This window comes from Nonomuraea solani (assembly GCF_900108335.1).
Classification (GTDB): domain Bacteria; phylum Actinomycetota; class Actinomycetes; order Streptosporangiales; family Streptosporangiaceae; genus Nonomuraea; species Nonomuraea solani.
Window position 1 is genome coordinate 95,014 of the sequence record NZ_FNVT01000015.1, and the last position, 24,212, is coordinate 119,225.

The window sequence follows — 24,212 nt, forward strand, 5'->3', positions numbered from 1 at the left end:
GTGGTCATGGGGCTGCCTGCGCGGTGGTGGCCGTCGGTGCGTCCGTGGTGACGCGGGCGGCGATTCGGGCGGCCAGGACGTGCTTGCACGGCCCCCGCGAGCCCCGGTGGTCGAACCACCACGGGCACGTGCACTCCCCCGCCGACACCCGGACCCGCCGCACCCCGCCGTCCGTCGTGACCTCGGCCTCGTCGGTGGGCAGGAGGCGGACGGCGCCCGAGTCGACCAGGCGGCGGGCCGAGGTGAGGCGGGGGTTGAGTTCGGCGACCTGCTCCTTGTCGTACGGCAGCTCCCGGTGGAAGTGGGCCGCCTCGTGCAGGTCGTAGCCGACGCGGCCGGCGGTGCCGAGCTGGGTGAGGGCCGCGCGTACGCGGTCGAGGGGCAGGCCGGCGCGGTCGGCGAGGAGGCCCAGCTCGACGGTGGGTTCGAAGTTGAGGAGCATGCCCACCACGTCGGCGTCGGCGGCGGCCTCGTCGGTGGACAGGTCGTCGAGGACGGCGCCCTCGCCGGAGAAGCCGCGCCACGGCTCGGGCGAGATGGCCAGGGTGTAGCGCATGCCGGGCAGCTCCAGCTCCCACGCGCTGGCGGTGGAGGAGCCGTCGGCGGGGCCGTACACGCGCAGGGCCTTGGCGAACCTGAGCAGGGGCAGCAGCGTGGCCACCCGGCCGGTGCCGGACAGGCAGACGCCGCCCCGGACGGGGGCGGAGGAGACGCGGAGGTCGCGGCCGGAGGGGACGGCCCAGACGGTGGAGCGGGCGCCGCGGGGCAGGGAGCGCAGGAAGCGTACGGCGTGCGGGCCGGTCAGCTCGGCGCGCAGGTCCCAGGCGGCGGCGATCACCTGGACCTCCGCGAAGCCGCGCAGCCACCGCGACGGCAGCGGCACCTTCTTCTCCACCACCGCCCCGTCGAGCGTGGTCACCGTCAGCTCGTCGGGCCCGACCCCGAGGTGGAGCGGGTCCCGGCCGCCCACCCTGGCCAGCGACTCGCGCAGCGGCCCGTTGACGTCGACGTTGGTGGTGCCCCGGTCGAGCACGTCGCCTTCGAGCTCCAGCACGTCGAGCCGGGCGTAGACGCCGCCGCACGCCGAGAACGACTCGAACCGCAGTCTTCCGCCGTCACACGTCACCACCGGGTCGCGGGTCCAGCCGGGACGGGGCTGGTGGTAGCGGGTGAGCGCCACGTCGGCCACGGCCAGCAGCCCGGCGGCGGCGGGCGCGGCCTGGGTGAGCAGGCCGCTGAAGAACCTGGGGTGGGCCTGCGGGCCGGCCAACGCCGTGCCACCGGAGGTCGAGAGGCCGAGCCTGCCGTCGGTGAGTGTGGAGTGGCCGGCGTAGGCGTAGGACTGGATCGCTTGGGTCATGTCCCGAACGATAGAGATGATCACTGACACAATCGGGCCGGTACGTAAACCATCCGATGTGCGACACAGTGTGCGAAAGCACAATGTGTTCGGTGCTCACCGTTGATCTGGCTCGCGTCGCCTTCGCCCGCTTCGCCGTCCCAGACCCGACCGCACCAGAGCGTACAAGGACAGGCGCGGACGTGTGGACCGGCGAGGAGTGCCAGATCGGCTTCGCGGCCACCCAGATCGTGCCGTCGTGGACCGCGCGCACCCCGCCAGGCTCCTGGATCGAGATCGAGGTGAGGGCCAGGACCGCGCAGGGCCGTCTCACCAAGTGGTACGTCATGGGCCGCTGGTCCGAGCACGGCGATCCGCGCACCTCGGTGCCCGGCCAGGGTGACGAGGACGGGGACGTGGCGGTGGACACGTTCGTGGCCAGGCGGCCGGTGGTGGCGTACCAGGTGCGGGTGAGCCGGCACGGCGGCGGCGCCCGGGTGACCGGGCTGGGCGTGATGGCCTCGGCGCTGCCCAGGACGCCGGTGGTGCCGAGCGCCGCCGGCGTGGCCGAGCCGGTGGAGCTGGCGGTGCCGCGGCACTCGCAGCACGAGCACGCCGGGCACCACACGCGCTACGACGGCGGGGGCGCCAACTGGTGCAGCCCCGCCTCGGTGGCCATGGTGCTCGGCTTCTGGGGACGCGGGCCGGACCCGGGCGAGCTGGACTGGGTGGGGGACGGCGACCCGGCGCCGGTCGTGGACCACGCGGCGGCCGGCACGTACGACGACAGCTACCAGGGCACCGGCAACTGGCCGTTCAACGTGGCCTACGCGGGCCGGTACGGGCTGGCCGGGTTCGTCACGCGGCTGCGATCGGCGACGGAGCTGGAGGCGTTCGTCAGGGCGGGCATCCCGGTGATCACCTCGCAGTCGTTCAAGACCCACGAGCTGCCCGGCTCCTGCTACACCACGAACGGCCACATCCTGGTCGTGACCGGCTTCACGGCCGAGGGCGACGTCGTGGTGAACGACCCGGCCGCCCCGTGCGACGCCGAGGTCCGCCGGGTCTATCCGCGGGCGGCGTTCGAGCACGTGTGGCTCAGGAGTTCGGGCAGCGGCGGCATCGTGTACGTCCTCCACCCACCAGAGACCCCCCTTCCTCCCTGTACCAACGGCAATTGGTGAGTTGATGAGCATTCGACCGATCGACGTGGCCCATACCGATGGTGGCCCCCAGTGGGTGGAGGCGGTGGCCACGCCCTCCGGAGTCGAGGTCTGGTGGGACGAGCCGCGCCCGCACGAGGGCGGCCGGCGCTGTGTGGTGCGCCGCCTGCCGGACGGCTCCCGCGTCGACGTCCTGCCCATGGGCTGGAACGCGCGCAACCGGCTCGTCGAGTACGGCGGCCGCTCCTGGCGCCCGCTGCCCGGCGGCGGCCTGGTGTTCACGAACTGGGCCGACCAGCGCCTCTACCGCCTCGACGGCACCGAGCCGGCGCCCCTCACCCCAGAGGGCCCGTCCCGCTACGGCGACCTCTACCTGCCGCCCGGCCGCGACGAGGTGTGGGCGGTCAGGGAGACCGGCGACGTACGGGACCTGGTGGCGGTGCCGCTCACCGGAGGTCCGCTCAGGGTCATCGCCAAAGCCCAACATTTCCTGATAAATCCGAGAATCTCCCCAGACGGCCATCATGTCGCCTGGATCGGCTGGGACCACCCCAACATGCCCTGGGACGGCACCGAGCTGTGCGTGGCCCCCCTCCAGGACGACGGCACGGCGGGCGGGCACCGCGTGGTCGCGGGCGGCCCCGAGGAGTCGGTCACCCAGGCCGAATGGCGCGACGGCACGAGCCTGTACGCGGTCACTGACCCCAGCGGCTGGTGGAACGTGCACCTCGTCCCCCTGGACGGCTCCCCCGCCCGCAACCTCACCCCGATCGAGCAGGAGTTCGGCGCCGCCGTCTGGAAACCGGGCCTGACCACGTTCGCGGTCGCCGAAGACGGCAGGCTGGCCGTCGTCTACGGCACCGCCGACCACCGCCGCCTGGGCGTCCTCGACCCCGCGACGGGCGAGCTGCGGGAGCTGGGCGGCGCGGCCACCCACTGGTCGTCGACCGTGTCGGTGGCGGGCGGCAAGGTGGCGGGCGTGGGGGCGACGCCGTACACGCCGCTGGAGGTCACCCTCGCCGACCTCGGCGACGGCGCGCACGAGGTGGCGTCACCGCGCAAGCCGCTGCCCGACCGCGCCCTGCTGCCCACGCCCGAGGCCGTGACCATCGAGGGCGTGCGCGCGCACCTGTATCCCGCGATGAACGCCCAGGGGCCGGGCCCGTACGTGATCTTCGTGCACGGCGGCCCGACCGGGAACCTGCCGATCGTGCTCGACCTGGAGATCGCGTACTTCACCAGCCGCGGCATCGGCGTGGCGGTGGTGAACTACGGCGGGTCGACCGGCTACGGCCGCGCCTACCGTGAGCGGCTGCGCCACCAGTGGGGCGTGGTGGACGTGCACGACTGCGCCCGGGTGGCCCGCGGCCTGGTCGAGCTGGGCCGGGCCGACGCCGCCAAGCTCGCCATCCGCGGCGGCAGCGCGGGCGGCTGGACCACGGTGGCGGCCCTGGTGCACAGTGACGTGTTCGCGGGCGGGGTCGCGCACTACGCGATCACCGACCCGGAGAGCTGGGCGGCCGAGACGCACGACTTCGAGTCCCGCTACCTGGACGGCCTGGTGGGCCCGCTGCCCGAGACGCGGCAGCGCTACACCGAGCGTTCGCCGCTGCTGAACGCCGCCCGCGCCTCGGGCCCGTGCCTCATGCTGCACGGCCTGGAGGACGCGATCGTGGACGTCGGCCAGGCCGAGCGGTTCACCGCCGAACTGGACAGGCACGGCAAGGAGTGGGCCCTGCTCACCTTCCCCGGCGAGCAGCACGGCTGGCGCAGGGAGGAGACCATCGTCGCGGTGCTGGAGGCCGAGCTGGCCTTCTACGGGCTGATCTTCGACATGGAGACGCCCGAGGTGCCGCCGTTGACCCTGAAGGGGAGAGTGTGAAGAGCGTTGCCGAGATCTGCTCGGATCTGATCAGGTTCGACACCACCAACCCGGGCTCGGGTGAGCGCCCGGCCGCCGAATACGTGGCCACGCTGCTGGCCGACGCGGGGCTGGAGCCGGTGGTGTTCGAGTCCGCGCCGAAGCGGACCACCGTCGTGGCCAGGATCGACGGCGACTCGCCCGACGCGCTGCTCGTGCACGGCCACCTCGACGTGGTGCCCGCCGACCCGGCCGAGTGGCAAATGCATCCGTTCTCGGGGGAGATCACCGACGGCTGCGTGTACGGCCGGGGCGCGGTCGACATGAAGGGCTCGTGCGCGATGACGCTCGCGACCGTGCTCGGCATGGCGGCGCGGGGCGTACGGCCCAGGCGCGACCTGGTGCTGGCGTTCCTGGCGGACGAGGAGGCGACCGGCGACTACGGCTCCCGGCACGCGGTGACCGAGCACCGGGAGCTGTTCGACGGCGTCACCGAGGCCATCAGCGAGTCCGGCGGCTTCAGCGTGGACGCGGGCGGGCACCGGGTCTACCCGATCGCGGTCGGCGAGCGGGGCACCGCCTGGATGAAGCTGACGGCGCACGGCGTGGCGGGCCACGGCTCGCGGCCCGCCGTGGACAATCCCGTCGCGACGATGGTGCACGCCTTGTCGCGGGTGGCGTCGCATGAGTGGCCGGTACGGCTGACGCCGTCGGTCGCGGCGCTCATCCGGGAGCTGTCGGAGATCACCGGCCAGGCGATCGACCTGGACCGCCTCGACGCGGAGGCGGCCCGGCTCGGCGCGCTGGGGGGCCTGTTCAAGGGCCAGATCCGCAACTCGGCGAACCCGACGATGCTCGACGCCGGCTACAAGGTCAACGTGGTGCCCTCGACGGCCGGGGCGCACGTGGACGGGCGCTACCTGCCGGGGCTGCAGGAGGAGTTCCTGGCGACGATCGACGAGCTGCTCGGGCCGAAGATCACCCGGGAGTTCGTGAACCTGGAGGACGCGCCGGACGCGCCGTACCCGTCGGCGTTCTTCGACGAGCTGGCGGGCTCGCTGGTGGCGGAGGACCCGCTGGCCAGGCCGGTCCCGTACGTGATGGCCGGCGGCACCGACGCCAAGTCGTTCGCCAGGATCGGCATCAAGGGGTACGGGTTCGCACCCCTCATGCTCCGCCCCGACCTCGACTACTTCGGCATGTTCCACGGCAAGGACGAGCGGGTCCCGGTGGCGGGCCTGGAGTTCGGCACCCGGGTCCTCACCCGCCTGCTCACCTGACCGGCGGGCCGAACCAGCCGCTGAGCGCCTCGCCGAACCCGTCGCCTCCCCCCGCCCACGCGACATAGCCGTCGGGGCGCACCAGCAGCACGTCGCCACCGCCGGGCCCGGCCGGGCGCACACGGTCGTCGTAACCCGCCACGACAGCCCCCATCAAGAGCCCGCGTCCGTCGCACAGCGGTTCCGGCGCCGGGGCGAAGCGGCCGACGCGCGGGTCGGGCGAGCCGGGCGCGTAGTCGGTCTCCGTCCCGTCGGCCATTCCCGTGAAGTGCGCCCTGGCCTCCGGCAGCGCCAGCACCTCTGAGAGCACGTCCCGCAGCGCGTCCACCTGCGCCCCGGGCCGCATCAGCGCCACCTGCGCCCGCGAGTTCCGCAGCACCCTGGCCGCGACCGGGTGCCGCTCGGCCGTGTACGTGTCGAGCAGGCTCTCCGGCGCCCGCCCCCGGACCACCAGCCCCAGCTTCCACCCCAGGTTGACCGCGTCCTGCAGCCCCAGGTTGAGCCCCTGCCCGCCGATCGGCGCGTGCACGTGCGCGGCGTCCCCCGCCAGCAGCACCCGCCCCTTCCGGTACGTCGCCGCGTGCCGGGTGTTGTCGCCGTACCGGATCCCGGTCTCCAGCCGCTCGACCACCACCTCCGTACCGGTCACCCGCCGCAGGCTCTCCTGCAGCTCGCCGGCCGTCAGCGGCGTGTCCCGGTCGTCGGGCCCGCCGTCGAACTCGATGGTCGCGATCTCCCCCGGCACCAGCGACAGGTTCACCAGCCCCCCAGGGCCGCGCAGCGACGAGGTCACCATGCCCGGATCGGCCAGCTTCGCCACGGCGGTCCGCCCGGTCATGGTCGGCGGCGTGCCCTCGAAGGCGAACCCGGACCGCTTGCGCACCACGCTCCGCCCGCCGTCGCACCCCACCAGGTAGGCGGCTCGCTCCACCCGCCCGTCGTCGAGGGTCGCCGTGGCGCCCGAGGCGTCCTGCGCGACGTCCGCCACGCGCCCCCGCGCGATCCGCACGCCCATCGCGGCGGCCCGCTCGGCCAGGATGGCCTCCAGCCGGTCCTGCCTGAGCATGACGTATTCGGCCCGCCCGCCCTCGTCCAGCAGCGGCAGCCCGGCGAAGTGTCCCTTGATCCGCCCTTTCCGCAGCAGCTCGACCATCAGGGCGACCAGGTCCGCCCCGGCCGGCTCGCGGCGGGCGGCCAGCTCGTCGAGCGTCTCCCACTGGGCGCGTTCGACCGGTTCGAGCAGGCCGCGCAGGGCCAGCGACCGGACGGTTCGGGCGTTGAGCGAGCGCAGGCCGAGGCTGCGCGTCCTGCGGTCCTCGCCCGTGGCCGCCTCCAGGACCAGGGGGTCCGCTCCGGCCAGCTTGAGCTCGCACGCCAGCAGCAGCCCCACGGGCCCGCCGCCGACGACGATCACGTCGGTCATCCCGCCTCCTTACTTACGTTGTATGCTTACGTCGTAAGTAGAGCACGTACACCGTAAGCTTTGTCAACATGCGAGCAGCGCTGAACAGGGAGAAGGTCCTCGACGCCGCCTTGGCGCTGGCCGACGAGGAGGGCATCGACGGCCTCACCATGCGGCGGCTGGCCAAAGTGCTCGGCGTCGAGGCGATGTCGCTCTACAACCACGTCTCGAACAAGGCCGACCTGCTCGACGGCATCGCCGAGCGGGTGTTCGCGCAGGTCGAGCGGCCGGACCCGGAGGCGCCCTGGCCGGAGCAGGTCCGCGGGGTGGCGCTGAGCATGTACCGGGTGTTCCGCCGCCATCCGGTCGTGCCGCTGGCGCTGGTCACCGACCGGTCCAACCCGACCTCCGTGCGCGCCCTGGAGCCGGCCGACGCCCTGGTGGGCGCCCTGTTCGCGGCCGGGTTCGACGACGTGAGCGCCTGGCGGGCGCTGGGGGCGGTGAACGGGCTGGTGTTCGGGTCGCTGCTGCTGTCCACCGGCGGGTTCACCGGGGATCCCGGGAGGCACGCGGGCGAGCGGAACGTGGGCGCGTACATCCGCGAGATGGATCCCGTGGCGCTGCCGCACTTCAGCCGGGTGCTGCGGTCGACGCGGAGCGGGGTGGATCCGGAGGCCGACTTCATGTACGCGCTCGACCTGCTGTTGCGCGGACTGGCGGACGACAGCCGGACACTATGAAAAATCCGGAAATGTCAGGCGGCGAGGGCCGGCTGGAGCCACCCTGGGTCGGTTCCACTCGTTCGGCCGGGGCGCAAACAGTGGAACAAAGCATTCCGTTCTGATATAGTGGAGACATCGAAGCAAAGGGGGCTCACCGATGAGCGACAACATCACCATCAGCGGCTGGGACGTTCTCGACGCCTCGCACAGGGCGCTGCGCGAGGCGGTCGGCGGCGTCACCGCGGCCGGCTGGGACCGGCCGACGCCCTGTGACGGCTGGACCGTCGCCCAGGTCTTCCAGCACGCCGCCGGCGACCAGATCGGCTTCGCCGCCGCGCTGACCGGCGAGCCCGGCCCCTCGTTCAACCCGTTCGACCCGTCAGGCGTGCTGGACGGAGATCCGCGGGAGCTCCTGGAGGACGCGCTGACCCGCTCGGCCAAGGCGTGGGCCGGGGTGGACCCGGAGGCCGCCGAGGTGGCGACGCCGGTGCCGCCGAACACGATGACGCCGTGGTCCGGCTCGGCGGCCTGCGCGCTCGACGCGGGCGTGCACGCCTGGGACATCGCCGTGGCGACCGGCCGGCCCTCGCCGCTCACGCCCGAGCTGGCCCGGCCGCTGCTGGTGGTGGCCAAGGAGATCGTCGAGCCGCTGCGGGCGTGGGGCGCATACGCTCCGGCGCTCGACCCGGGCGCCGGCGACGACGACGTGGCCGCGCTCCTGCGCTACCTGGGCCGCGACCCGCACTGGACCGCCTCCTGACGAAAAAGGGCCTGCCGCCGCGATGGCGGCAGGCCCTTTCGCTCAGCCCGCGCGGCGGAGGGTGCGGCGGACCGCCAGGCCGCCGAAGACCGCCGACGCCAGCCCCAGGATCCCCGCCTCCGTCCACTGGAAGCGCCAGAACAGGGTCGGCGGGTGGTAGTAGATCGCGTACCGGTAGCCCTTGCCGAACAGGCACGTCTGCCACGCCTCGGTGTTCCTGCTGCTCTGCCCCTGATCCACCCGGCGCGGGCAGCCGCTGCCGGTCGGGTCGGCGACCTCCCTGCCGGAGGGCTCCACCCAGGCGGCGCTCACCAACCGGATGTCGGGGTCGTCGATCACCACCGTGCCGGTCAGCTCGGTCCGCGCCGGTTCCGCGTACCCGTCGCTGATGGCGAACAGCACGAACGTCGTCGCCGCCACTCCGGCCACGACCAGGGCCATCGCGGGCAGCGTACGCCGGAACAGGGTCCCGGCCAGGGTGCCGAGCGCGAACGCGTAGAGCCACCAGGCCGCCGGCGCCACCCCGACCATGTTGAACACGCCGATGTTGCCGAACGAGGAGTCGATCCCGGCCCTGAACACCGGCCGCCACAAACTCACCATCAGCGACAGCAGCAGCCCGCCCGCGACGACCGCGCCGCCCAGCACCGACAGCTTGACCGCCAGCCACCGCCACACGGGCACGGCCTGGGTCCAGGCCAGGCGGTGGGTGCCGCGCTCGTACTCGCGGCCGAGCAGCGGCGCGCCCCAGAACGCCCCGATCAGCGCGGGCAGCACGAGGGGCATCCAGCCGAACACGGAGTAGACCGCGTCATAGCGCTGCCCGAGCGCCACGTCCAGCTCGCCGCAGGCCACGGCGGGCCCGGGACAGCCGGGCGGGGCGTGCTCGGCGACGTAGAGCCCGGCCTCCACGGCCGAGGCCAGCAGCAGCGCCCCCAGCAGCACCAGGAAGCCGGCCGTCACGAGGATCTGCGCCCGATGCTGGCGCCACGTCACCCAGATCACGCGCCCACCCCCGTCAGTCCCGGGAGCGCCGCCGACTCAGGGCTGCGCAGGTAGCCCATGACGAGCTCGTCCAGCCCGGGTCGCCGCGCCTGCCAGCGCGGATCGTGCGGGGGCGCGCCTCTGACCAGCATGCTCACCTGCCTGCCGGTACGGCTCGCGCCCACCACGTGCGTCCCCGCCGCCGACGCCTCCTCCGGCCCGGTGAGCACGAGATGCCCGTCGAGCAGCTCCTCGATGTCGCCGCTGACCTGCAGCCGCCCGCCGTTCAGCACGACGAGCCAGTCGCAGGTCTCCTCCAGGTCGGAGACGACGTGCGAGGACAGCAGCACGGTCAGCTCCCGATTGGCCACCTCCGCCATGATCGTGCGCATCACGTCGTGCCGGGCCAGGGGGTCGAGGTTGGCCAGCGGCTCGTCCAGCACGAGCAGGTCAGGCCGGCCGGCCAGCGCCATGGTGATCGCCACCTGGGCCCGCTGGCCGCCCGACAGCCGGCTCACCTTCCTGTCGAGCGCGACACCCAGGCGGCCGAGCCGGTCGGCGGCGGCCTCGCCGTCCCAGCGATCGTTCATCCGGCGGCCGAAGGAGAGCATCTCGGCGACGGTGAAGCTGTCGTACAGCGGCTTGTCCTGCGCCACGAACGCCACCTCGCCGGACACCCGCGCCTGACCCCGTGTGGGCCGCAGCAGGCCGACGGCGGCGTGCATGAGCGTGGTCTTGCCCGCGCCGTTCGGGCCGACGAGCGCGGCCACGCGCCCGGCGGGGACGGCCAGCGAGCAGTCGCGCAGCGCCCAGGAGCGGCGGTAGCGCACGCCCAGCCCGGTCACCTCGAAGACGGGCCTCACGCGACCCCCTCCTGCGCGGCGTCGGTCAGCACCGCGGTGAACAGCGCCCGCAGGTCCTCGTGGTCGAGCCCGGCCGCGCTCGCCTCACGCACCCACGCCTCCAGCCCGCGCCGGAACCGCGCGTGCTCGGCCAGCGTGGCGCCGCCGACGCCCTGCCGCACGAACGTCCCCATCCCGGGACGGCCCTCGACCAGCCCCTCGCGCTCCAGCTCGCGGTACGCCTTGAGCACGGTGTTGGGGTTGATGGCCAGGCTCTCCACCACCTCGCGGGCGGTGGGCAACTGGTCACCGGGCCGCAGCGTGCCGAGCCTGAGCGCCTGCTTGACCTGGTGGACGAGCTGCAGGTACGTCGATACCCCCGAGCCGCGGTCGAGGCGGAAATCGATCACCACAATACCCTTTCACTATTCGAATAGTGAAAGGGTGTTGTACGAGGTGACCTCTTGTCAAACCTCAGGCGAACTTGCTCTTCGGCCGCTCCTGGAGCTCACCGTCCACGTAGACGTCGAGCTTCTCGTCGTAGAACGCCACCAGCCCGGCCACCTTCTCGCTCTCCGGCAGCGGCGTCCGGTAGGACCAGGCCAGGTCCTTCTTGCCGTTGACCGCCCAGTATTCGGCCGTCCCCTTGTACGGGCAGTGCGTGACCGTGTCGGTGTGCTCCAGCAGGTCGAGCCGTACGTCGGTCTTCGGCAGGTAGTAGCGGGTGGGCAGCCCCGTCTCGAAGAGGATGCGCGGGCCGTGGGAGTCGGCCACGGTGACGCCGTCGACCTCGATGCGCACGTGCCGCGAACTGGCCAGGATGTCCACCCTGGTGTACGGGTCGCGCGGGTGGAAGAAGATCTCCTCGTCCTCCTCGAACCAGGCGTCCATGGCGTCCCACTCGAAGCGGACGTGGCCGCGGATCTGCTCCAGCGGCGACTCGGGATAGGCCAGCGCCGCGCCGTCGGCCTCCGCGGTGCCCGAGGTGACCGTGTAGACGACGGCGTCACCCCTGCTCGGCGAGTGCTTCGTGACCCCGGTCGCCTTCAGCGCCGCCTCGTCCACGTCGCTCAGCGGGAAGTAGTAGGTGGGATAGTAGGGCACCTCCCACACCAGGAGGGCGGCGGTGGTGTCGGCCACCACCCGGCCGCCGAGGTAGGTCCTCACACGCTTGGCCGTCCGCTCGACGCGCACCCGGCCGCGGTTCGTGGCATCCATGCACGCGCCAACCCCGGCGGCCCGCCCGCTATTCCACGAGCCGTTTCTTCACGGCCCGCCGACCTCAGCCGAGGCCGAAGGCGCTCAGGGTGGCCCAGGTCGTCAGCGTGCCGGCCGCCGCGCCCGCGACGACCTGCGCCAGGGTGTGGTGCGCGAGGCGTACCCGGGCCCAGCACACCAGCGCCACCACCGCCGCCCCGACGAGCGCGGCCGGCAACGCGGGCAGGACGTGCGCGAACACCACGACGGTGCCCGCGGAGACGGCGGCGTGGAAGGAGATCTTCCAGCGCAGCGTGATCGGCACGGTCACGGCGAGCGCGGCGAGCATCGCGGTCACGGTGGCGACGAGCAGCGTCGGCGCGCCCAGCGCGACCAGCAGCGCCAGCGCGACCAGCACGGCCGCGACCGCCGCGAGCAGCGGCCCGGTACGGCGGGCGCGGTCCACGATGTGGTGGGAGTCGAGACGCCCCGAGCGCACGCCCACCGCGATCACCGCCGCCGGCACGCCACCGCAGAACGCCGAGGCCACCAGCCCCCACGCGGCCCCGGCCCACCCTTGCGCGACCAGGCCGACCAACGGCGGCATGGCGATCACCAGCACCTGCGGTGCCAGCAGGTTCGTCACCCGCTTCGCCAGGACGTCGGCTGTCATGTCACGAAAGATTACGCGATCATGAGTGCCGTCTCTTCCAGCAGGCCGGTCTCAGCCCTTGCCCGCCGCGTTGACGATGCGGGTCGTCGAGCGGTCGGCGATGGCCTCCAGCTCCCAGCACTCGGCCCCCAGGATCGCCGCCGCCGCGGCGCGGCCCCCCGCGTGCGGGTCGCCCGCCGTGTGCGCGAGCGCCGCCGGCCGCATCGGCGCCAGCAGGTCGATGTAGTCTTCCGGCCCGTGCGCCTCGGGCGGCCCCGTCACGATGAACACGCCGGTCACGAAGCGGAGCGCGGCCAGCACCTCGGCCCGCTCCGCCGACGGGTTGAACGGGCGGGTCGGCCCCTTCCACGCGCGCACGCGCGGGTCGTCCTCGACCCCGATGACCAGCGGCAGCCCGCGCGCGGCCACCGCGCCCAGATAGCGCACGTGGCCCACGTGCAGGATGTCGAAGACCCCCGTCACGACCGCCGCCCCCGGCCGCTCGTACGGCTGCACCCAGACGGCCTCCAGGCTGCTCACACGTCCTCCTGCTCCCCCACGGGCCTAGACGACTCGTCGATCGCAGCGTACTCGGTCGGCGTCCGGAGTCGTGCAGGCGACCTTGGGAAAGGCCATTCCTACCTTTTGGCGATAATCTGCACCCCCTGTCTGGCGCGTCTCATAACGTCACCGGATTTGGGGGAGGTCGCCGTGGCGGCGCCGGAATCGCAGCTTGCCGATGAGGACGATCAACGTGGCGCCGATGATCCCGCGATACGGCTGAGGGGGATCCCCTCCCAGGTGTCCGAGGCCAGGGGGCTCGTGACGACCGTGCTCGGGCGCGACCACCCGCTCTACGACGACGTGGTGCTGCTCACCAGCGAGCTGGCCACGAACGCGATCCTGCACACCAGGTCGGGCGCGGGCGGCTCGTTCACGGTGACCGTGATCAGTTCGGAGACGGCGGTACGGGTGCTGGTGACGGACGCGGGCTCCGACGGGCCGCCGTGCGTGTGCCGTACGAGTCCGCAGTCGACCAGCGGCCGCGGCCTGCCCCTGATCGAGGCGCTCAGCCACCGCTGGGGCTTCACCCGGCAGGACGGCTCCACGACGGTCTGGTTCGAGCTGCTGCAGGAGCGGGTGCCCGCCGGCGCGGCGCTCTAACGCCCTTGATCTTCCGCCGTCCGCGCATCGGCGGCTACGAGATTCGCGGACTCGTCGTCGAGGCGGGCCCCACCTGAGCGGTCACAGATGTCGCCGCACGCCCTGGTCGAGCAGGTCCGTTCGGTCTTCGTCCACGCCGGAGCCCGGCCCACATCAATCTCCTTCGAGGTCTTCGCAGGCTCGTAGCCGGCGCCGCAGGTGCGCCTGCTCGGGCTCGGTGCCGGCCGAGGCGAGCGCCTCCCGGTACGCGTCCGCGGCCTCGCGACGGCGGCCCAGCCGCCGCAGCAGGTCGGCCCGGGCGGTCGCGTACGGGTGGTAGCCGCGCAGCCGCTGTTCCCCGGCCAGTTCGTCCAGCAGGGCGAGCCCCGCCTCGGGCCCGTCGCGCATCGCCACCGCCACGGCCCGGTTCACCGCGATCACCGGGGAGGGCGCGAGCGCGAGCAGCACGTCGTACAGGGCCACGATCTGCGGCCAGTCGGTGGTCGCGACGTCGGCGGCCTCGTCGTGCAGGGCGGCGATGGCGGCCTGCACGCCGTACAGGCCCGCCGGACCCCCGGTGAGCGCCACGACCACCAGGTCCTGGCCCTCCTCGATCATCGCCCGGTCCCAGCGGCCGCGGTCCTGGTCGTCGAGCAGCACCAGTTCGCCGTCCCGCCCGACCCGGGCCGCGCGGCGGGCGTGGATGAGCAGCATCAGGGCGAGCAGGCCGGCGATCTCCCGCTCCCCCGGCAGCAGGCAGCGCAGGATCCGGGCCAGCCGGATGGCCTCCTCCGCCAGTTCCAGCCGGAGCAGGTCGGGGCCCGAGCTGGCCGCGTACCCCTCGGTGAAGATCGAGTAGATCACCTGGAGCACACCCGGCAGCCGCCCGGGCAGCTCGTCCGGGCCGGGCACCCGGAACGGGATGCGCGCCTCGCGGATCTTCTTCTTGGCGCGCACGATCCGCTTGGCCATGGTGGCGGGCGGGAGCAGGAAGGCCCGCGCGACCTCCGGCGTGGTCAGCCCGGCCAGGCAGCGCAACGTCAGCGCCACGCGGTCCTCGGCGGGCAGGGCGGGGTGGGCGCAGGTGAAGAAGAGCTGCAACCGCTCGTCGGGCAGCTCGCCGTGGGCGTCGGCGGCCGGTGCGGGTCCCGCGCGGTCGGCCTCCACCTGGAGGACGGCGAGGCGCGCGGCGTACGTGCGGTCGCGCCGCAGCCGATCGACGGCCCGCCGCCGCGCCGTGGTCATCAGCCACGCCCCCGGCTTCGGCGGGACCCCGTCGGCGGGCCAGTGGATCAGCGCGGCCTCGATCGCCTCGGAGGCGACCTCCTCGGCCAGGTCCAGGTCGCCGAAGCGGCGGACCAGGGCGGCGAGGAGCCGCCCCCGTTCCTCCCGGAAGATCGCCTCGATGGAGGGCCCCACCGGTTCGCACCCGCCCGCCGCCATCACAACCCCCTCTTTCAGAACTCGGCGATCGGCCGGACCACCACGGAGCCGCCGCCGCGCGCGCCCGGGCAGCGGGCCGCCCAGTCGAGGGCGACGTCGAGGTCCGGTACGTCGATGACGTAGTAGCCGCCGAGGACCTCCCTCGTCTCGGCGAACGGCCCGTCGGTGACCGTCCGCTCGCCCGACGCCCCGACCCGGACGGTGGTGGCGGTGGTCAGGTCGGCCAGCGAGTGGCCGGCGACGTGGATGCCCGACTCCCTGACGGTCTTGTCGTAGGCGATCCAGTCCTCGAACGAGGCCGTCTCCTCGCCCTGGGCGTCGTCCTCGGTGGCGGGGCTGTTGATGAGCAGCATGTACTTCACGGCCGGACTCCTGTCGTCGTCACGCGGCGGCGATCGCCGCGTCGTCATGTCTACGAACGGGACGGGCGTGAAAGGACACGTCCCCGGAAGTTTTCTACCGCGTTCGGAGAAACCGGGTCAGGCGTCCAGGCGGCACAGGCCCTCGGCCAGGGCCTTGGTGGTCAGGCGGGTGCGGCTGTCGCAGCCCAGCTTGGCGAAGATGTGCTCCAGGTGTGTCGTCACCGTACGGACGCTGAGCACGAGCGAGGCCGCGATCTGCGGGTTGGAGTCGCCGGCCGCGACCCGGGTCAGCACGTCGACCTCCCGGCCCGTGAGCTCGTAGGGCAGCGAGCACGGCCGCTCGGCGGCGATGGCCCCCTGGAGCGTGCCCTGGAACCCGACGCCGGCCCGCAGCAGCCGCATCTCGTGCCAGCGGCCGTCGCGGTCGAGCCAGAGCCCGTGCCGGCTCAGCTCCCTGGAGTCGATGAACGCCCGCGCGCACTCCTCCACCGCCGGCTCCCGCAGCGCGGCCGACGTCTCACGCCCCGGCACCTCGCGGCGGACGCCGCGCCGGTCGAAGGCGATCACGCGGTAGTCGGGCGGCAGCCCGACCGGGTCGATCACGCATCTGCTCAGGTCGGTGATGTGGGCCAGCATCGGGCTCGCCGCCGCCACGAGCTCCCCGGTGAGCCGGGGGAAGTCGTCTCTGGTGGCCAGGTGCAGCAGCCCGGTGTAGCGGCCCTCGCTCAGGAACAGCGGCGCCGTGAGCCCGGCCCGCCAGCCGTAGGGGGCCAGGTGGCGGCGGAAGTAGCGCTCGGTGCCGGGCTGCTCGGGCATGCCGACCGGCGCGCGGGTGGCCATGGCGGTCCGGTAGGCCTCCAGCCCCGCGTATTCCTCGGCCGCGTCGCGGTCGATCCGGGTGTGCCCGTCGGAGACGACGCTGTGGTGCCGCCGGGTGGCGGGGTCGTAGGCGACGAACTCGTAGGCGTCGAGCGGGACCAGACGGCGCAGCGCCGCCATCGCCCCGTGCGCGCCCCCGCCGTTCGCGACCTGGTAGCCGACCTCGGCGAACGCCTGGAGGCGGCAGACGTCCAGGGTGATCTCGGCCACGGTTCTTTATATCATTGCCCGATTTTGCAGGTTCCTTGGCAAAACAGGGATGTTATGGTCGTGCCATGCAGCGCGCTTTCGTCACGACGACGCCGGACCCCGTCCCGGCGCGCTGATTCTCGCATCCCGGGCGAACGCCCGGGAGCCGCTGGTCGTTCGCCCTTTCCCAGGAAAGGATGATCATGAACGACCACCGCAGGCTCGGCCGTGAGCTGGGCATCTTCGACACCGACCCGCTGATCGGCTCCGGCCTGCCCTACTGGCCGCCCGCCGGGGCGGCCGTGCGCAAGGCCATCGAGGACTACGTGCACGAGCTCGAACGCCGCAACGGCTACCAGCACGTCAACTCGCCGGTGCTCGGCAAACGCGAGCTCTACGAACGCTCCGGCCATTGGGCGCACTACGCCGAGGACATGTTCCCGCCGATGGAGGTGGGCGGCGAGGAGTTCGTGCTGCGGCCCAGCCTGTGCCCGCACCACGCGATCATCTACCGCTCGCGGCAGCGCAGCCACCGCGACCTGCCGCTGCGGATCGCGGAGCTGGGCGGGATGTACCGGTCGGAGGCGTCCGGCGTGCTGGGCGGGCTGACCAGGGTGCGTTCCATCCAGCTCAACGACGGGCACGTGTTCTGCGCGCCGGAGCGGGCGGCCGAAGAGGTGTCGGCCGCGCTCGACCTGATCGAGGCCGCGCACGCGCAGCTCGGCATCGAGGCGGCGCGCTACCGGCTGTCGCTGGGCGGCGACGGCGGCAAGTTCGTCGACGATCCTGGCATGTGGGCGCGGTCCGAGGCGCTGCTGCGGGACGTGCTGAAGGAGCGCGGCCGCGCGTACGACGAGGAGCGCGGCGAGGGCGCCTTCTACGGGCCGAAGATCGACATCCAGATCGCCGACCCGGCGGGGCGTGAGGCCACCCTGTCCACCGTCCAGGTCGACTACTTCCAGCCCGAGCGCTTCGACCTGCGCTACGTCGGCGGCGAGCGGCCCGTGATGGTGCACCGCAGCGTCGTCGGCGGGCTCGAACGCCTGGTCGCGCACCTCATCGAGGTCCACGGCGGCGCCTTTCCCGCCTGGATGGCGCCGGTGCAGGCCGTGGTGCTGCCGCTGTCGGACGCCGGGCGGCCGGCCGCCGAGGACGTGCTGCGGCGTTGCCTGGCCGCCGGGCTGCGGGCGGAGCTGGTGCCCGCCGGCCGGGGCAGTCTGGGGGCCAGGATCAGGGCGCACCGGCTGGTGCCGTACCAGCTCGTGGTGGGGCCACGGGAGATGGAGAGCGGCGGCGCCGCCGTGCGCCGGCGTGACGGCGGCCAGGCGGGTGACGTGCCGATCGAGCGGTTGGCGGCCGGCGCACGCCCCCGGTTCTGAGGCAGGCAACCAAAAAGGTAACGGCCCCTTCCCTAAAGCTGTAAACGACTCGTAAAGTCCCTGCAACGCCTGTCGGGGAGGAAAATTTTGACCGAGCTGAGCGACCGCGAGAACGAGCTGGTCTCCGCCCACGAGCAGGAACGACCGGCGCGGGAGCTCGGCGGGGCGCTCAAGCTCGGCGTGTGGATCCTCGGCGGGCTGTTGTCGGTCTATTCGCTGGTGGTGGTGTTCCGGCCGGTCGAGGCGCTGGAGCACCGGATGACGTTCCTGGCGGTGGCCCTGCCGCTGGTCTTCGTGAGCTACCGCTCGGGAATGGGGTCGTGGCTGCGGCGGCGGCTCGGCCGCGAACGGCCTCCGTCGGAGGAACCTCCCAGGCGAGACCGGCCCGGCGTGGCCGACTGGCTGCTGGCCGCCGCGTCCCTGGCCGTGCTGGTCTATCCGCTGCTGGACATCGACGCGTTCCGGGATCGGGGCTCGGGCGCGGCGCTGACGGACCTGGACATCGTGGCCGGGCTGGTGCTGACGGGGCTGCTGCTGGAGGCGGTACGGCGCACGGTCGGATGGTCGCTGACCATCATCTGCATCCTTTTCCTGATTTATGCCTATTACGGGGCCTACTTGCCGATTGATTGGACGATCGGCCATCGCGGCTTCGACCTCGGGCAGATCGTGTCGCAGCTCTATACGGGCACCGAGGGTTTCTTCGGCGTCCCGATGCAGGTGGCCGCGAGTTACATCATCCTTTTCACGATTTATGGTGCCGTACTGGACTTTTCAGGCGCGAGCCGGTTCTTCATCGACCTCAGCTTCGCCGCCTTCCGCAGGTCCCGCGCCGCCCCCGGCCGTACCGTGACCCTGGCGGGCTTCCTGCTCGGCACGGTCTCCGGCTCCGGCGTGGCCACCACCGTCAGCCTCGGCAGCGTCGCCTGGCCGGTGCTCAAACGGGCCGGCTATCCGAGGGAGGCGGCGGGCGGCATCCTGGCCGCCGGCGGCATCGGCGCCATCCTGTCGCCGCCCACACTGGGCGCGGCCGCGTTCATCATCGCCGAGTATCTGCGGGTCAGCTACCTCGAAGTGCTCCTGTACGCGACCATCCCCACGATCCTCTACTACCTGGGCATCTTCCTGGCCATCGAGATCGACTCGCGCCGCTTCAGCACCCACGCCGTCCAGGTCGACGCCCCCAAGGCCGGCAAGCTGCTGCTGCGCTTCGGCTACCACTTCAGCTCGCTGATCCTCATCATCGTGCTGATGGCGCTGGACCGGTCGGCGTTCCAGTCCGTGGTGATCGCCACCGCGGTCGCGTTCGCGCTGTCGTTCCTCGACCCCGAGCACCGGATGGGCCCCAAGCGGGTCGGGCAGGCCCTGGCCAAGGGCACCCTCGAAGTGCTGCCGGTGACCGCGGTGTGCGCGGCGGCGGGCATCATCGTCGGCGTCATCACCCAGACCGGCCTCGGGCTCAACCTCGCCGACATCATCGTGGACGCGGCCGCCGGCAACCTGGTGCTGACCACGTTCCTGTCCGCCGTCGCGGTCATGCTGCTGGGCCTGGCCGTGCCGGTGACCGCCAGCTTCATCATCGCGGCGGTCATCATCGGGCCCGCGCTCTTCGCGCTCGGCGTCACGCAGGCCGAGGCGTACATGTTCGTCTTCTACTACGCCGTGCTGTCGGAGGTGAGCCCGCCGACGGCCCTGTCGGCGGTGGCGGCGGCCGCGATCACCGGCGGCAACACGTACAAGACCATGATGATGACCTGGCGGTACACGCTGCCGGCGTTCCTGGTGCCGTTCGCCTTCGTGCTGACGCCCAACGGACAGGCCCTGCTCGGGCAGGGCCCGATCGGCACGGTGCTGCTCATGACCGTCGTCTCGGCCGTCGCGGTGGCGGCCCTGGCCATGGCCACCGGCGGGCTCAGCGGCTGGCCCGAACGGCTGCTGGCGGCGGCGGCCGCGGTGCTGCTGCTGTTCCTCGAGCTCGTCCCCATCGTCGCCGGCCTGGCCCTGCTGGCCGTGGCCGCCGCCGTGCACCTCGTCAGAAGCAGAAGAAAGGACCCAGCGTGAAGCGGATTCTTGCGATGGTCGCCGTGGCCGCCCTGGCCGTGGCCGGCTGTGGCGGTGGTGGCGGCGGTGGCGCGGGCAACCGGCTGTCGATCGCCACCGGCGGCACGACGGGCGTCTACTACGTGTACGGCGGCGGCCTGGCCAAACAGTTGTCGTCGAGCATCGCCAACACCCAGGCCACCGCCTCGGTCACCTCGGCCTCCATCGAGAACATCAAGCTGCTGGCCTCCGGCAAGGCCGACATCGGCTTCTCCCAGGCCGACACGGCCGCCGACGCGGTCAACGGCAAGGACTCGTTCACCGCCAAGCAGCCGATCAAGGCGCTGGCCCGCATCTACGACAACTACACCCACGTCGTGGCCGCCCCCGGCGTCGAGGCCACCAAGGTCGCCGACCTGAAGGGCAAGCGCGTCTCGCTCGGCCCGGCCAACTCCGGCACCCAGGTCGTGGCCAGGCGCATGCTGGAGGCCGCCGGGGTCAACCCCGACACCGACATCACCAAGCAGCAGCTCTCGATCAACGAGTCGGTGCAGGCGGCCAAGGACGGCACCATCGACGCCTTCTTCTGGGTCGGTGGCCTGCCCACGGCCGGCATCACCGACCTGGCCGCGAGCAAGCCGGACATGAAGCTGCTCGACACCGGTGACGTGCTGGCGAAGATGCAGACCACCTATGGCCAGCAGTACGTCCCGCTCGATGTGGACATGTCCCTCTACAAGCTGGAGGGCACGGTCAAGACCGTCGGCATCGCGAACGTGCTGCTGGTGCCCGACAAGATGAGCGAGCAACTCGCGTACGACATCACCAAGACCCTCTTCGAGAAGAAGACCGAGCTGTCGGCCGTGCACCCTGAGGCGAAGAAGCTCGACGTCGCGCTCGGGCAGAAGGTGGAGCCGGTCCAACTGCACCCGGGCGCGGCCCGCTACTACAAGGAGAAGGGCTGACCCGGCTGCTCCTGGCGCTCGTGATGGTGGCGGCGCTCGGCTCGGGCGCCGGCGCCGGGCGCCTGACCGCGGGCGGCCTGCCGGTCTCCGGCGGGTTCGCCATCGGTTACGTGCATTCGGTCTATCGCGCGCCCTCCGCGGAGGTGTTCACCGTGGAGGGCCGCCGTTTCACCATGCGGGCGGTGCTGTCGCTCAATGAGAGCGTGCTCGACTACTACGCCGTCGAAGGCGTCCGGACGCGTGATCCGGACGGCGTGTGGGTGCTGTGGCTGGCCGAGCCCGCCACGTACGGGGAGCTGTCGCTGCTCACCACGTCGATCGGCCGCCGTACCCTGATCGCCGGCGGGCGTTGCCTGCCCCTCTATCCGGCCACGGGCGCCGCCGAGGTGCACCTGACGCTCCGGGCCACCCTGGACGTCCGCAGCCGGCCCTGTGACTACAACCAGTCCTTCTTCTTGAAGACCACGTACAGCGCCACCGAGCTGACGGCGACCAGGACCGTGGAGACCCAGAAGCCCCACGTCTCCCCCGTCCCGGGATAGGGCACGTTCTGGCCGTAGAAGCCGGTGATCGCGGTGGGCACGGCGATGATCGCGGCCCAGCTCGTGACCCGCTTCATGATCTCGTTGAGCCGGAAGCCCTGCTGGGACAGGCGGGTCTCGCGGGCGTTGGCGAGGGTGTCGCGGATGGAGTCGACCCCTTCGCCGACGCGCAGCACGTGGTCGTGGACGTCCTGGTAGTAGGGGGCCATCGCCGTGTCGCTGACGATGTCCTGGTCGCGGCGGAGCAGGGTGCCGACCACCTCGCGCATCGGCATGGTGATCTTGCGGAGGGCGGTGGTGTTCCTGCGCAGGACGTACATTCTGCGCTGCAGCTCCCTGCCGGCGCTCAGCCGCCCCTCGAACAGCACCTCCTCGAGGGCCTCCGCCTGCCCGTCGAGGTCCTGCACCAGGTCGAGCTGGCCGTCCACCACCGTGTGGAGCAGGCCGTGGAGCAGGAACGTCACGCCGTGCACCGCCAGGCGGGAGGTGGCGTCCCAGCGCCTGATCACCTCGCGGATGTCGAAGTGGTCGTTCTCCCGCACGGTGACCAGGGCGTTCCTGGTGACGAAGACGTTGATCTCGACGGCGTCGAGCCGTTCGTCCTCGACGCGCACGGCGTAGACGGTGACGAACAGGTGGTTGTCGTAGACGTCCACCTTCGGCCGCTGATGGTCGCCGATCACGTCTTCGACGGCCAGCTCGTGCAGCCCCAGCTCCTCGCCGATCGCCTTGAGCTCGTCGGGCGTGGGGGTGCACAGGTCGAACCAGACCGTGTTGTCCGGGTCTCCGACGTGGTCGGAGACCTCCTCGATCGGGAACCCTTCCTTTTCGAGGACGCCGTTGCGGTAGAGACGCGTGTGCACTAGGTGAGTCTGGCAAATCGGCGGGCGTTGCGCACGGCGGCCCCTCCCGGGTCGTTGTTGAAGTAGACGTAGGCGTCCCGCCAGCCGGCCTCGTGGACGCGCCCGGCCCACGTCCGCAGCGCGGTGTCGCCGTACTCCATGCCCGCGCGCCCTTCGTGCAGGCGGACGTACCCCCAGTCGGCGGTGCGCCAGAGCGGGGTCACCGGGCGGCTGCGCCGGTCCGCCCAGCACAGCGCGGCCCCACGGTCGCGCAGGAGCCGCTCGATGTCGCCGGTCCACCAGGAGTCGTGGCGCGGCTCGACGGCCACCCGGACGTCGCCGGGGAAGCAGTCGAGGCAGCGGCCCAGCGCGGCGGCGTCGGCCTGGAGCGTGGGCGGGAGCTGCAGCAGGATCGGGCCGAGCTTGTCCCCCAGGCCGGCGGCGGCGTCCATGAGGCGCCGTACCGGCTCCTCCGGCTCCGACAGCCGCTTGATGTGGGTGAGGTATCGGCTGGCCTTGACGGCCATCACGAACCCGTCCGGAGTGCGCTCCCGCCAGGCGGCGAACGTGTCGCGGCTCGGCAGGCGGTAGAAGGCGTTGTTGCTCTCGACGGTGCCGAACTCCGCCGCGTACGTCTCCAGCCAGAGCCGCTGCGGCACGCCCGCCGGGTACAGCACGTCCCGCCAGTCCTTGTACTGCCATCCCGACGTTCCTGCCAGCCATGTCATGCCGTTGGGCTACCCCGGGCGGCGGGGTGCAGTACTGTCCTTGTTCGTCACCCCAAGGAGGACCTTTCACGCGATGGGCGCCAACCACGCGCACGGCACCGCCGTCCCCACTTCGCGGCGCACGGTGGTGGCCGGTCTGGCCGTCCTGGTGCCGCTCGCCGTCATCACGCTCGCCGGCCTGCTGTGGCTCTGGCCGAGCGGGCAGGACGCCGCCGCGCCACAGTCCGGCGTCGAGCGGCTGACCGGCACGGTCACCGGTGTCACGCTCGCCAAGTGCCCGGCCGCGACGCCGGGCTCGCCCCAGCCGGACCCGGCGACCTGTGGCAACGCCACCGTCCGGGTCAAGGACGGGCCCGACGTGGGCAAGGACGTCAAGCTCCGCCTGCCGGGCGGGCCCGGGGCGCAGCACTTCGCCGTCGACGACGAGGTGATCCTGCTGCGCGACGGGGAGGGCGCCTACCAGATCTCCGACCACGACCGGGCGCTGCCGCTGTGGTTGTTCGGGGCGGCGTTCGCGCTGGCGGTGATCGCCTTCGGCCGCTGGCGCGGGGTGATGGCGCTGGTCGGGCTGGTGGTGACGTTCGTGCTGCTGCTGACGTTCGTGATCCCCGGCATCCTGGAGGGCAAGCCGCCCATCCTGGTGGCCATCGTGGGGGCGGCGGCGATCATGCTGGCGGTGCTCTACCTGACGCACGGCTTCTCGCTGCCCACGTCGATGGCCGTGCTCGGCACGATGGCCAGCCTCACGCTGACGGGGCTGCTGTCGTACGGCGCGCTGGGGTTCGCGCGGCTCAACGGGGTCACCGACGACAGCGCGCTGATGCTGGGCATGAGCCTGTCGATCGACACGCAGGGGCTGCTGCTGGCCAGCATCATCATCGGCGCGCTGGGGGTGCTCGACGACGTCACGGTGACGCAGGCGGTGACGGTGGCCGAGCTCGCGCACGCCAACCCCTCCTACGGCTTCACCCGTCTCTACCGGTCGGCGAGCCGGATCGGGCGGGCGCACATCGCCTCGGTGATCAACACGATCATCCTGGCGTACGCGGGCGCGTCGCTGCCGTTGCTGCTGCTGTTCAGCATCGGCGCGCAGCCTCTGGGCGAGGTGCTGACGACACCGGTGATCGCCCAGGAGATCGTCCGCAGCATCGTCGGCACCCTGGGACTGATCGCCGCGGTGCCCATCACCACGGCCCTGGCCGCCCTGACGGCCTCCCGCCGCTCCCACGAGGAGGAGCCTCATGACGAGGAGCCGCTCCCCCGCCGTGAGGGCAGGCGGGTCACCGTCAAGGACACGTCCGACGACTTCTTCGCGCCGCACGCCGACGACGAGGACTTCTTCTCCCCGCAGCCGACCGGCCCTCAGCCCGCCGTCACCCGGCAGGACGTGACCTCGCCTCCCGGTGGGTTCTTCACGCCGCAGCCGCGCCAGGAAGAGACCCCGCCGCTCCCCGAGCGTCCCGCGCGGGGCCGCCGGCGCCGCACGGGCCCCTGAGCG

The 24,212-nt window shown here is 72.3% G+C and carries 23 protein-coding genes and 1 pseudogene; 11 read left to right on the forward strand and 13 right to left on the reverse strand.

The genetic code is table 11. The annotated features are described in order from the left end of the window. Positions 1-4: 4 nt before the first annotated feature. Entirely contained in the window at positions 5-1,360 is a 1,356-nt protein-coding gene (locus C4V41_RS40235) for an SWIM zinc finger family protein (protein WP_103961271.1), read from the reverse strand. 83 nt (positions 1,361-1,443) lie between these two features. Here C4V41_RS40235 and C4V41_RS40240 point away from each other — a divergent pair, with 83 nt between their 5' ends. From C4V41_RS40240 to C4V41_RS40250, 3 genes are read left to right on the forward strand one after another with little or no spacing between them, the layout of a single operon-like run. After that, positions 1,444-2,523, forward strand: coding sequence for a C39 family peptidase (locus tag C4V41_RS40240; RefSeq protein WP_103961272.1), 1,080 nt, complete (start codon positions 1,444-1,446; stop codon positions 2,521-2,523). A 4-nt stretch (positions 2,524-2,527) separates the two neighbouring features. After that, positions 2,528-4,384, forward strand: a complete 1,857-nt coding sequence (locus C4V41_RS40245; RefSeq protein ID WP_235030681.1) for a dipeptidyl-peptidase 5 — start codon at positions 2,528-2,530, stop codon at positions 4,382-4,384. Continuing rightward, positions 4,381-5,643 carry a M20/M25/M40 family metallo-hydrolase gene (locus tag C4V41_RS40250; protein ID WP_103961274.1) on the forward strand — a complete coding sequence of 421 codons (1,263 nt, stop codon included), beginning with the start codon at positions 4,381-4,383 and terminating at the stop codon, positions 5,641-5,643. Before C4V41_RS40245 ends, C4V41_RS40250 begins: the two co-directional genes overlap by 4 nt. Here the strand turns inward: C4V41_RS40250 and C4V41_RS40255 are convergent. Continuing rightward, a complete protein-coding gene (locus C4V41_RS40255; RefSeq protein WP_103961275.1) occupies positions 5,636-7,066 on the reverse strand; it encodes an FAD-dependent monooxygenase in 1,431 nt (476 codons plus the stop codon). The two genes, C4V41_RS40250 and C4V41_RS40255, sit on opposite strands and share 8 nt — an antisense overlap. A 68-nt stretch (positions 7,067-7,134) precedes the next feature. On the opposite strand from C4V41_RS40255, the gene C4V41_RS40260 reads away from it, so the two are divergent. Together C4V41_RS40260 and C4V41_RS40265 are read left to right on the forward strand one after the other, a co-directional pair. After that, a complete protein-coding gene (locus C4V41_RS40260; RefSeq protein WP_103961276.1) occupies positions 7,135-7,785 on the forward strand; it encodes a TetR/AcrR family transcriptional regulator C-terminal domain-containing protein in 651 nt (216 codons plus the stop codon). A 139-nt stretch (positions 7,786-7,924) separates the two neighbouring features. Next, positions 7,925-8,527: a TIGR03086 family metal-binding protein gene (locus C4V41_RS40265; RefSeq protein ID WP_103961277.1), complete on the forward strand. Its 603-nt coding sequence runs from the start codon at positions 7,925-7,927 to the stop codon at positions 8,525-8,527. 42 nt (positions 8,528-8,569) lie between these two features. Here C4V41_RS40265 and C4V41_RS40270 read toward each other — a convergent pair whose 3' ends face one another. From C4V41_RS40270 to C4V41_RS40295, 6 genes are all read right to left on the reverse strand, one after another. Beyond that, on the reverse strand, positions 8,570-9,532 hold the full coding sequence (locus C4V41_RS40270) for an ABC transporter permease (RefSeq protein WP_103961278.1): 963 nt from the start codon (positions 9,530-9,532) through the stop codon (positions 8,570-8,572). Next, the gene (locus C4V41_RS40275) at positions 9,529-10,374 is read right to left on the reverse strand and encodes an ABC transporter ATP-binding protein (protein WP_103961279.1); all 846 of its coding nucleotides are present in this window, start codon (positions 10,372-10,374) and stop codon (positions 9,529-9,531) included. Before C4V41_RS40275 ends, C4V41_RS40270 begins: the two co-directional genes overlap by 4 nt. Next, complete coding sequence (locus tag C4V41_RS40280; protein ID WP_103961423.1) at positions 10,371-10,763, reverse strand: GntR family transcriptional regulator; 393 nt, start codon at positions 10,761-10,763, stop codon at positions 10,371-10,373. The genes C4V41_RS40275 and C4V41_RS40280 overlap by 4 nt, the downstream gene beginning before the upstream one ends. A gap of 64 nt (positions 10,764-10,827) precedes the next feature. Then, positions 10,828-11,571 (reverse strand): DUF427 domain-containing protein, encoded by a 744-nt coding sequence (locus tag C4V41_RS40285; protein WP_103961280.1) that lies wholly within the window; start codon positions 11,569-11,571, stop codon positions 10,828-10,830. Between the two features lie 64 nt (positions 11,572-11,635). Continuing rightward, complete coding sequence (locus tag C4V41_RS40290) at positions 11,636-12,223, reverse strand: hypothetical protein (protein WP_103961281.1); 588 nt, start codon at positions 12,221-12,223, stop codon at positions 11,636-11,638. A 51-nt stretch (positions 12,224-12,274) separates the two neighbouring features. After that, positions 12,275-12,742: an adenylyltransferase/cytidyltransferase family protein gene (locus C4V41_RS40295; RefSeq protein ID WP_103961282.1), complete on the reverse strand. Its 468-nt coding sequence runs from the start codon at positions 12,740-12,742 to the stop codon at positions 12,275-12,277. A gap of 261 nt (positions 12,743-13,003) precedes the next feature. Between C4V41_RS40295 and C4V41_RS40300 the strand changes: the two genes are divergently transcribed. Beyond that, complete coding sequence (locus C4V41_RS40300) at positions 13,004-13,366, forward strand: ATP-binding protein (protein WP_235030682.1); 363 nt, start codon at positions 13,004-13,006, stop codon at positions 13,364-13,366. Between the two features lie 153 nt (positions 13,367-13,519). On the opposite strand, the gene C4V41_RS40305 is transcribed toward C4V41_RS40300, so the two are convergent. The 3 genes from C4V41_RS40305 to C4V41_RS40315 all read right to left on the reverse strand — a co-directional run bounded on the left by C4V41_RS40305 (position 13,520) and on the right by C4V41_RS40315 (position 16,239). Beyond that, entirely contained in the window at positions 13,520-14,764 is a 1,245-nt protein-coding gene (locus C4V41_RS40305) for an RNA polymerase sigma factor (RefSeq protein ID WP_235030683.1), read from the reverse strand. Between the two features lie 38 nt (positions 14,765-14,802). Further along, complete coding sequence (locus C4V41_RS40310; RefSeq protein WP_235030697.1) at positions 14,803-15,141, reverse strand: YciI family protein; 339 nt, start codon at positions 15,139-15,141, stop codon at positions 14,803-14,805. Positions 15,142-15,267: 126 nt separating this feature from the next. Then, entirely contained in the window at positions 15,268-16,239 is a 972-nt protein-coding gene (locus tag C4V41_RS40315) for a helix-turn-helix transcriptional regulator (RefSeq protein ID WP_103961286.1), read from the reverse strand. 173 nt (positions 16,240-16,412) lie between these two features. On the opposite strand from C4V41_RS40315, the pseudogene thrS reads away from it, so the two are divergent. From thrS to C4V41_RS40335, 4 genes and pseudogenes are all read left to right on the forward strand, one after another. Then, positions 16,413-17,597 (forward strand): annotated as a pseudogene (thrS, locus tag C4V41_RS40320) (threonine--tRNA ligase); the annotation flags it as partial. Between the two features lie 87 nt (positions 17,598-17,684). Beyond that, positions 17,685-19,658: a TRAP transporter permease gene (locus C4V41_RS40325; protein WP_200824548.1), complete on the forward strand. Its 1,974-nt coding sequence runs from the start codon at positions 17,685-17,687 to the stop codon at positions 19,656-19,658. Next, on the forward strand, positions 19,655-20,602 hold the full coding sequence (locus C4V41_RS40330) for a TAXI family TRAP transporter solute-binding subunit (RefSeq protein ID WP_200824549.1): 948 nt from the start codon (positions 19,655-19,657) through the stop codon (positions 20,600-20,602). The genes C4V41_RS40325 and C4V41_RS40330 overlap by 4 nt, the downstream gene beginning before the upstream one ends. 20 nt (positions 20,603-20,622) lie before the next feature. Beyond that, positions 20,623-21,144, forward strand: a complete 522-nt coding sequence (locus tag C4V41_RS40335) for a DUF1850 domain-containing protein (protein ID WP_146103961.1) — start codon at positions 20,623-20,625, stop codon at positions 21,142-21,144. On the opposite strand, the gene C4V41_RS40340 is transcribed toward C4V41_RS40335, so the two are convergent. Then, positions 21,039-22,007: a magnesium transporter CorA family protein gene (locus C4V41_RS40340; protein WP_235030685.1), complete on the reverse strand. Its 969-nt coding sequence runs from the start codon at positions 22,005-22,007 to the stop codon at positions 21,039-21,041. The genes C4V41_RS40335 and C4V41_RS40340 overlap by 106 nt on opposite strands. Continuing rightward, positions 22,007-22,714: a DUF72 domain-containing protein gene (locus C4V41_RS40345; protein WP_103961291.1), complete on the reverse strand. Its 708-nt coding sequence runs from the start codon at positions 22,712-22,714 to the stop codon at positions 22,007-22,009. The genes C4V41_RS40340 and C4V41_RS40345 overlap by 1 nt, the downstream gene beginning before the upstream one ends. 73 nt (positions 22,715-22,787) lie before the next feature. Between C4V41_RS40345 and C4V41_RS40350 the strand changes: the two genes are divergently transcribed. Beyond that, entirely contained in the window at positions 22,788-24,209 is a 1,422-nt protein-coding gene (locus C4V41_RS40350; RefSeq protein ID WP_103961292.1) for a YibE/F family protein, read from the forward strand. Positions 24,210-24,212 lie beyond the last annotated feature (3 nt).

Excerpts from the sequence above, each read along its gene's own strand:
- C4V41_RS40245 (WP_235030681.1), top strand. The coding sequence starts at position 2,528 with ATGAGCATTCGACCGATCGACGTGGCCCATACCGATGGTGGCCCCCAG.
- C4V41_RS40290 (WP_103961281.1), bottom strand. The coding sequence starts at position 12,223 with ATGACAGCCGACGTCCTGGCGAAGCGGGTGACGAACCTGCTGGCACCG.
- C4V41_RS40260 (WP_103961276.1), top strand. The coding sequence starts at position 7,135 with ATGCGAGCAGCGCTGAACAGGGAGAAGGTCCTCGACGCCGCCTTGGCG.
- C4V41_RS40345 (WP_103961291.1), bottom strand. The coding sequence starts at position 22,714 with ATGACATGGCTGGCAGGAACGTCGGGATGGCAGTACAAGGACTGGCGG.
- C4V41_RS40350 (WP_103961292.1), top strand. The coding sequence starts at position 22,788 with ATGGGCGCCAACCACGCGCACGGCACCGCCGTCCCCACTTCGCGGCGC.
- C4V41_RS40265 (WP_103961277.1), top strand. The coding sequence starts at position 7,925 with ATGAGCGACAACATCACCATCAGCGGCTGGGACGTTCTCGACGCCTCG.
- C4V41_RS40310 (WP_235030697.1), bottom strand. The coding sequence starts at position 15,141 with ATGCTGCTCATCAACAGCCCCGCCACCGAGGACGACGCCCAGGGCGAG.
- C4V41_RS40255 (WP_103961275.1), bottom strand. The coding sequence starts at position 7,066 with ATGACCGACGTGATCGTCGTCGGCGGCGGGCCCGTGGGGCTGCTGCTG.
- C4V41_RS40235 (WP_103961271.1), bottom strand. The coding sequence starts at position 1,360 with ATGACCCAAGCGATCCAGTCCTACGCCTACGCCGGCCACTCCACACTC.
- C4V41_RS40285 (WP_103961280.1), bottom strand. The coding sequence starts at position 11,571 with ATGGATGCCACGAACCGCGGCCGGGTGCGCGTCGAGCGGACGGCCAAG.
- C4V41_RS40240 (WP_103961272.1), top strand. The coding sequence starts at position 1,444 with ATGTGTTCGGTGCTCACCGTTGATCTGGCTCGCGTCGCCTTCGCCCGC.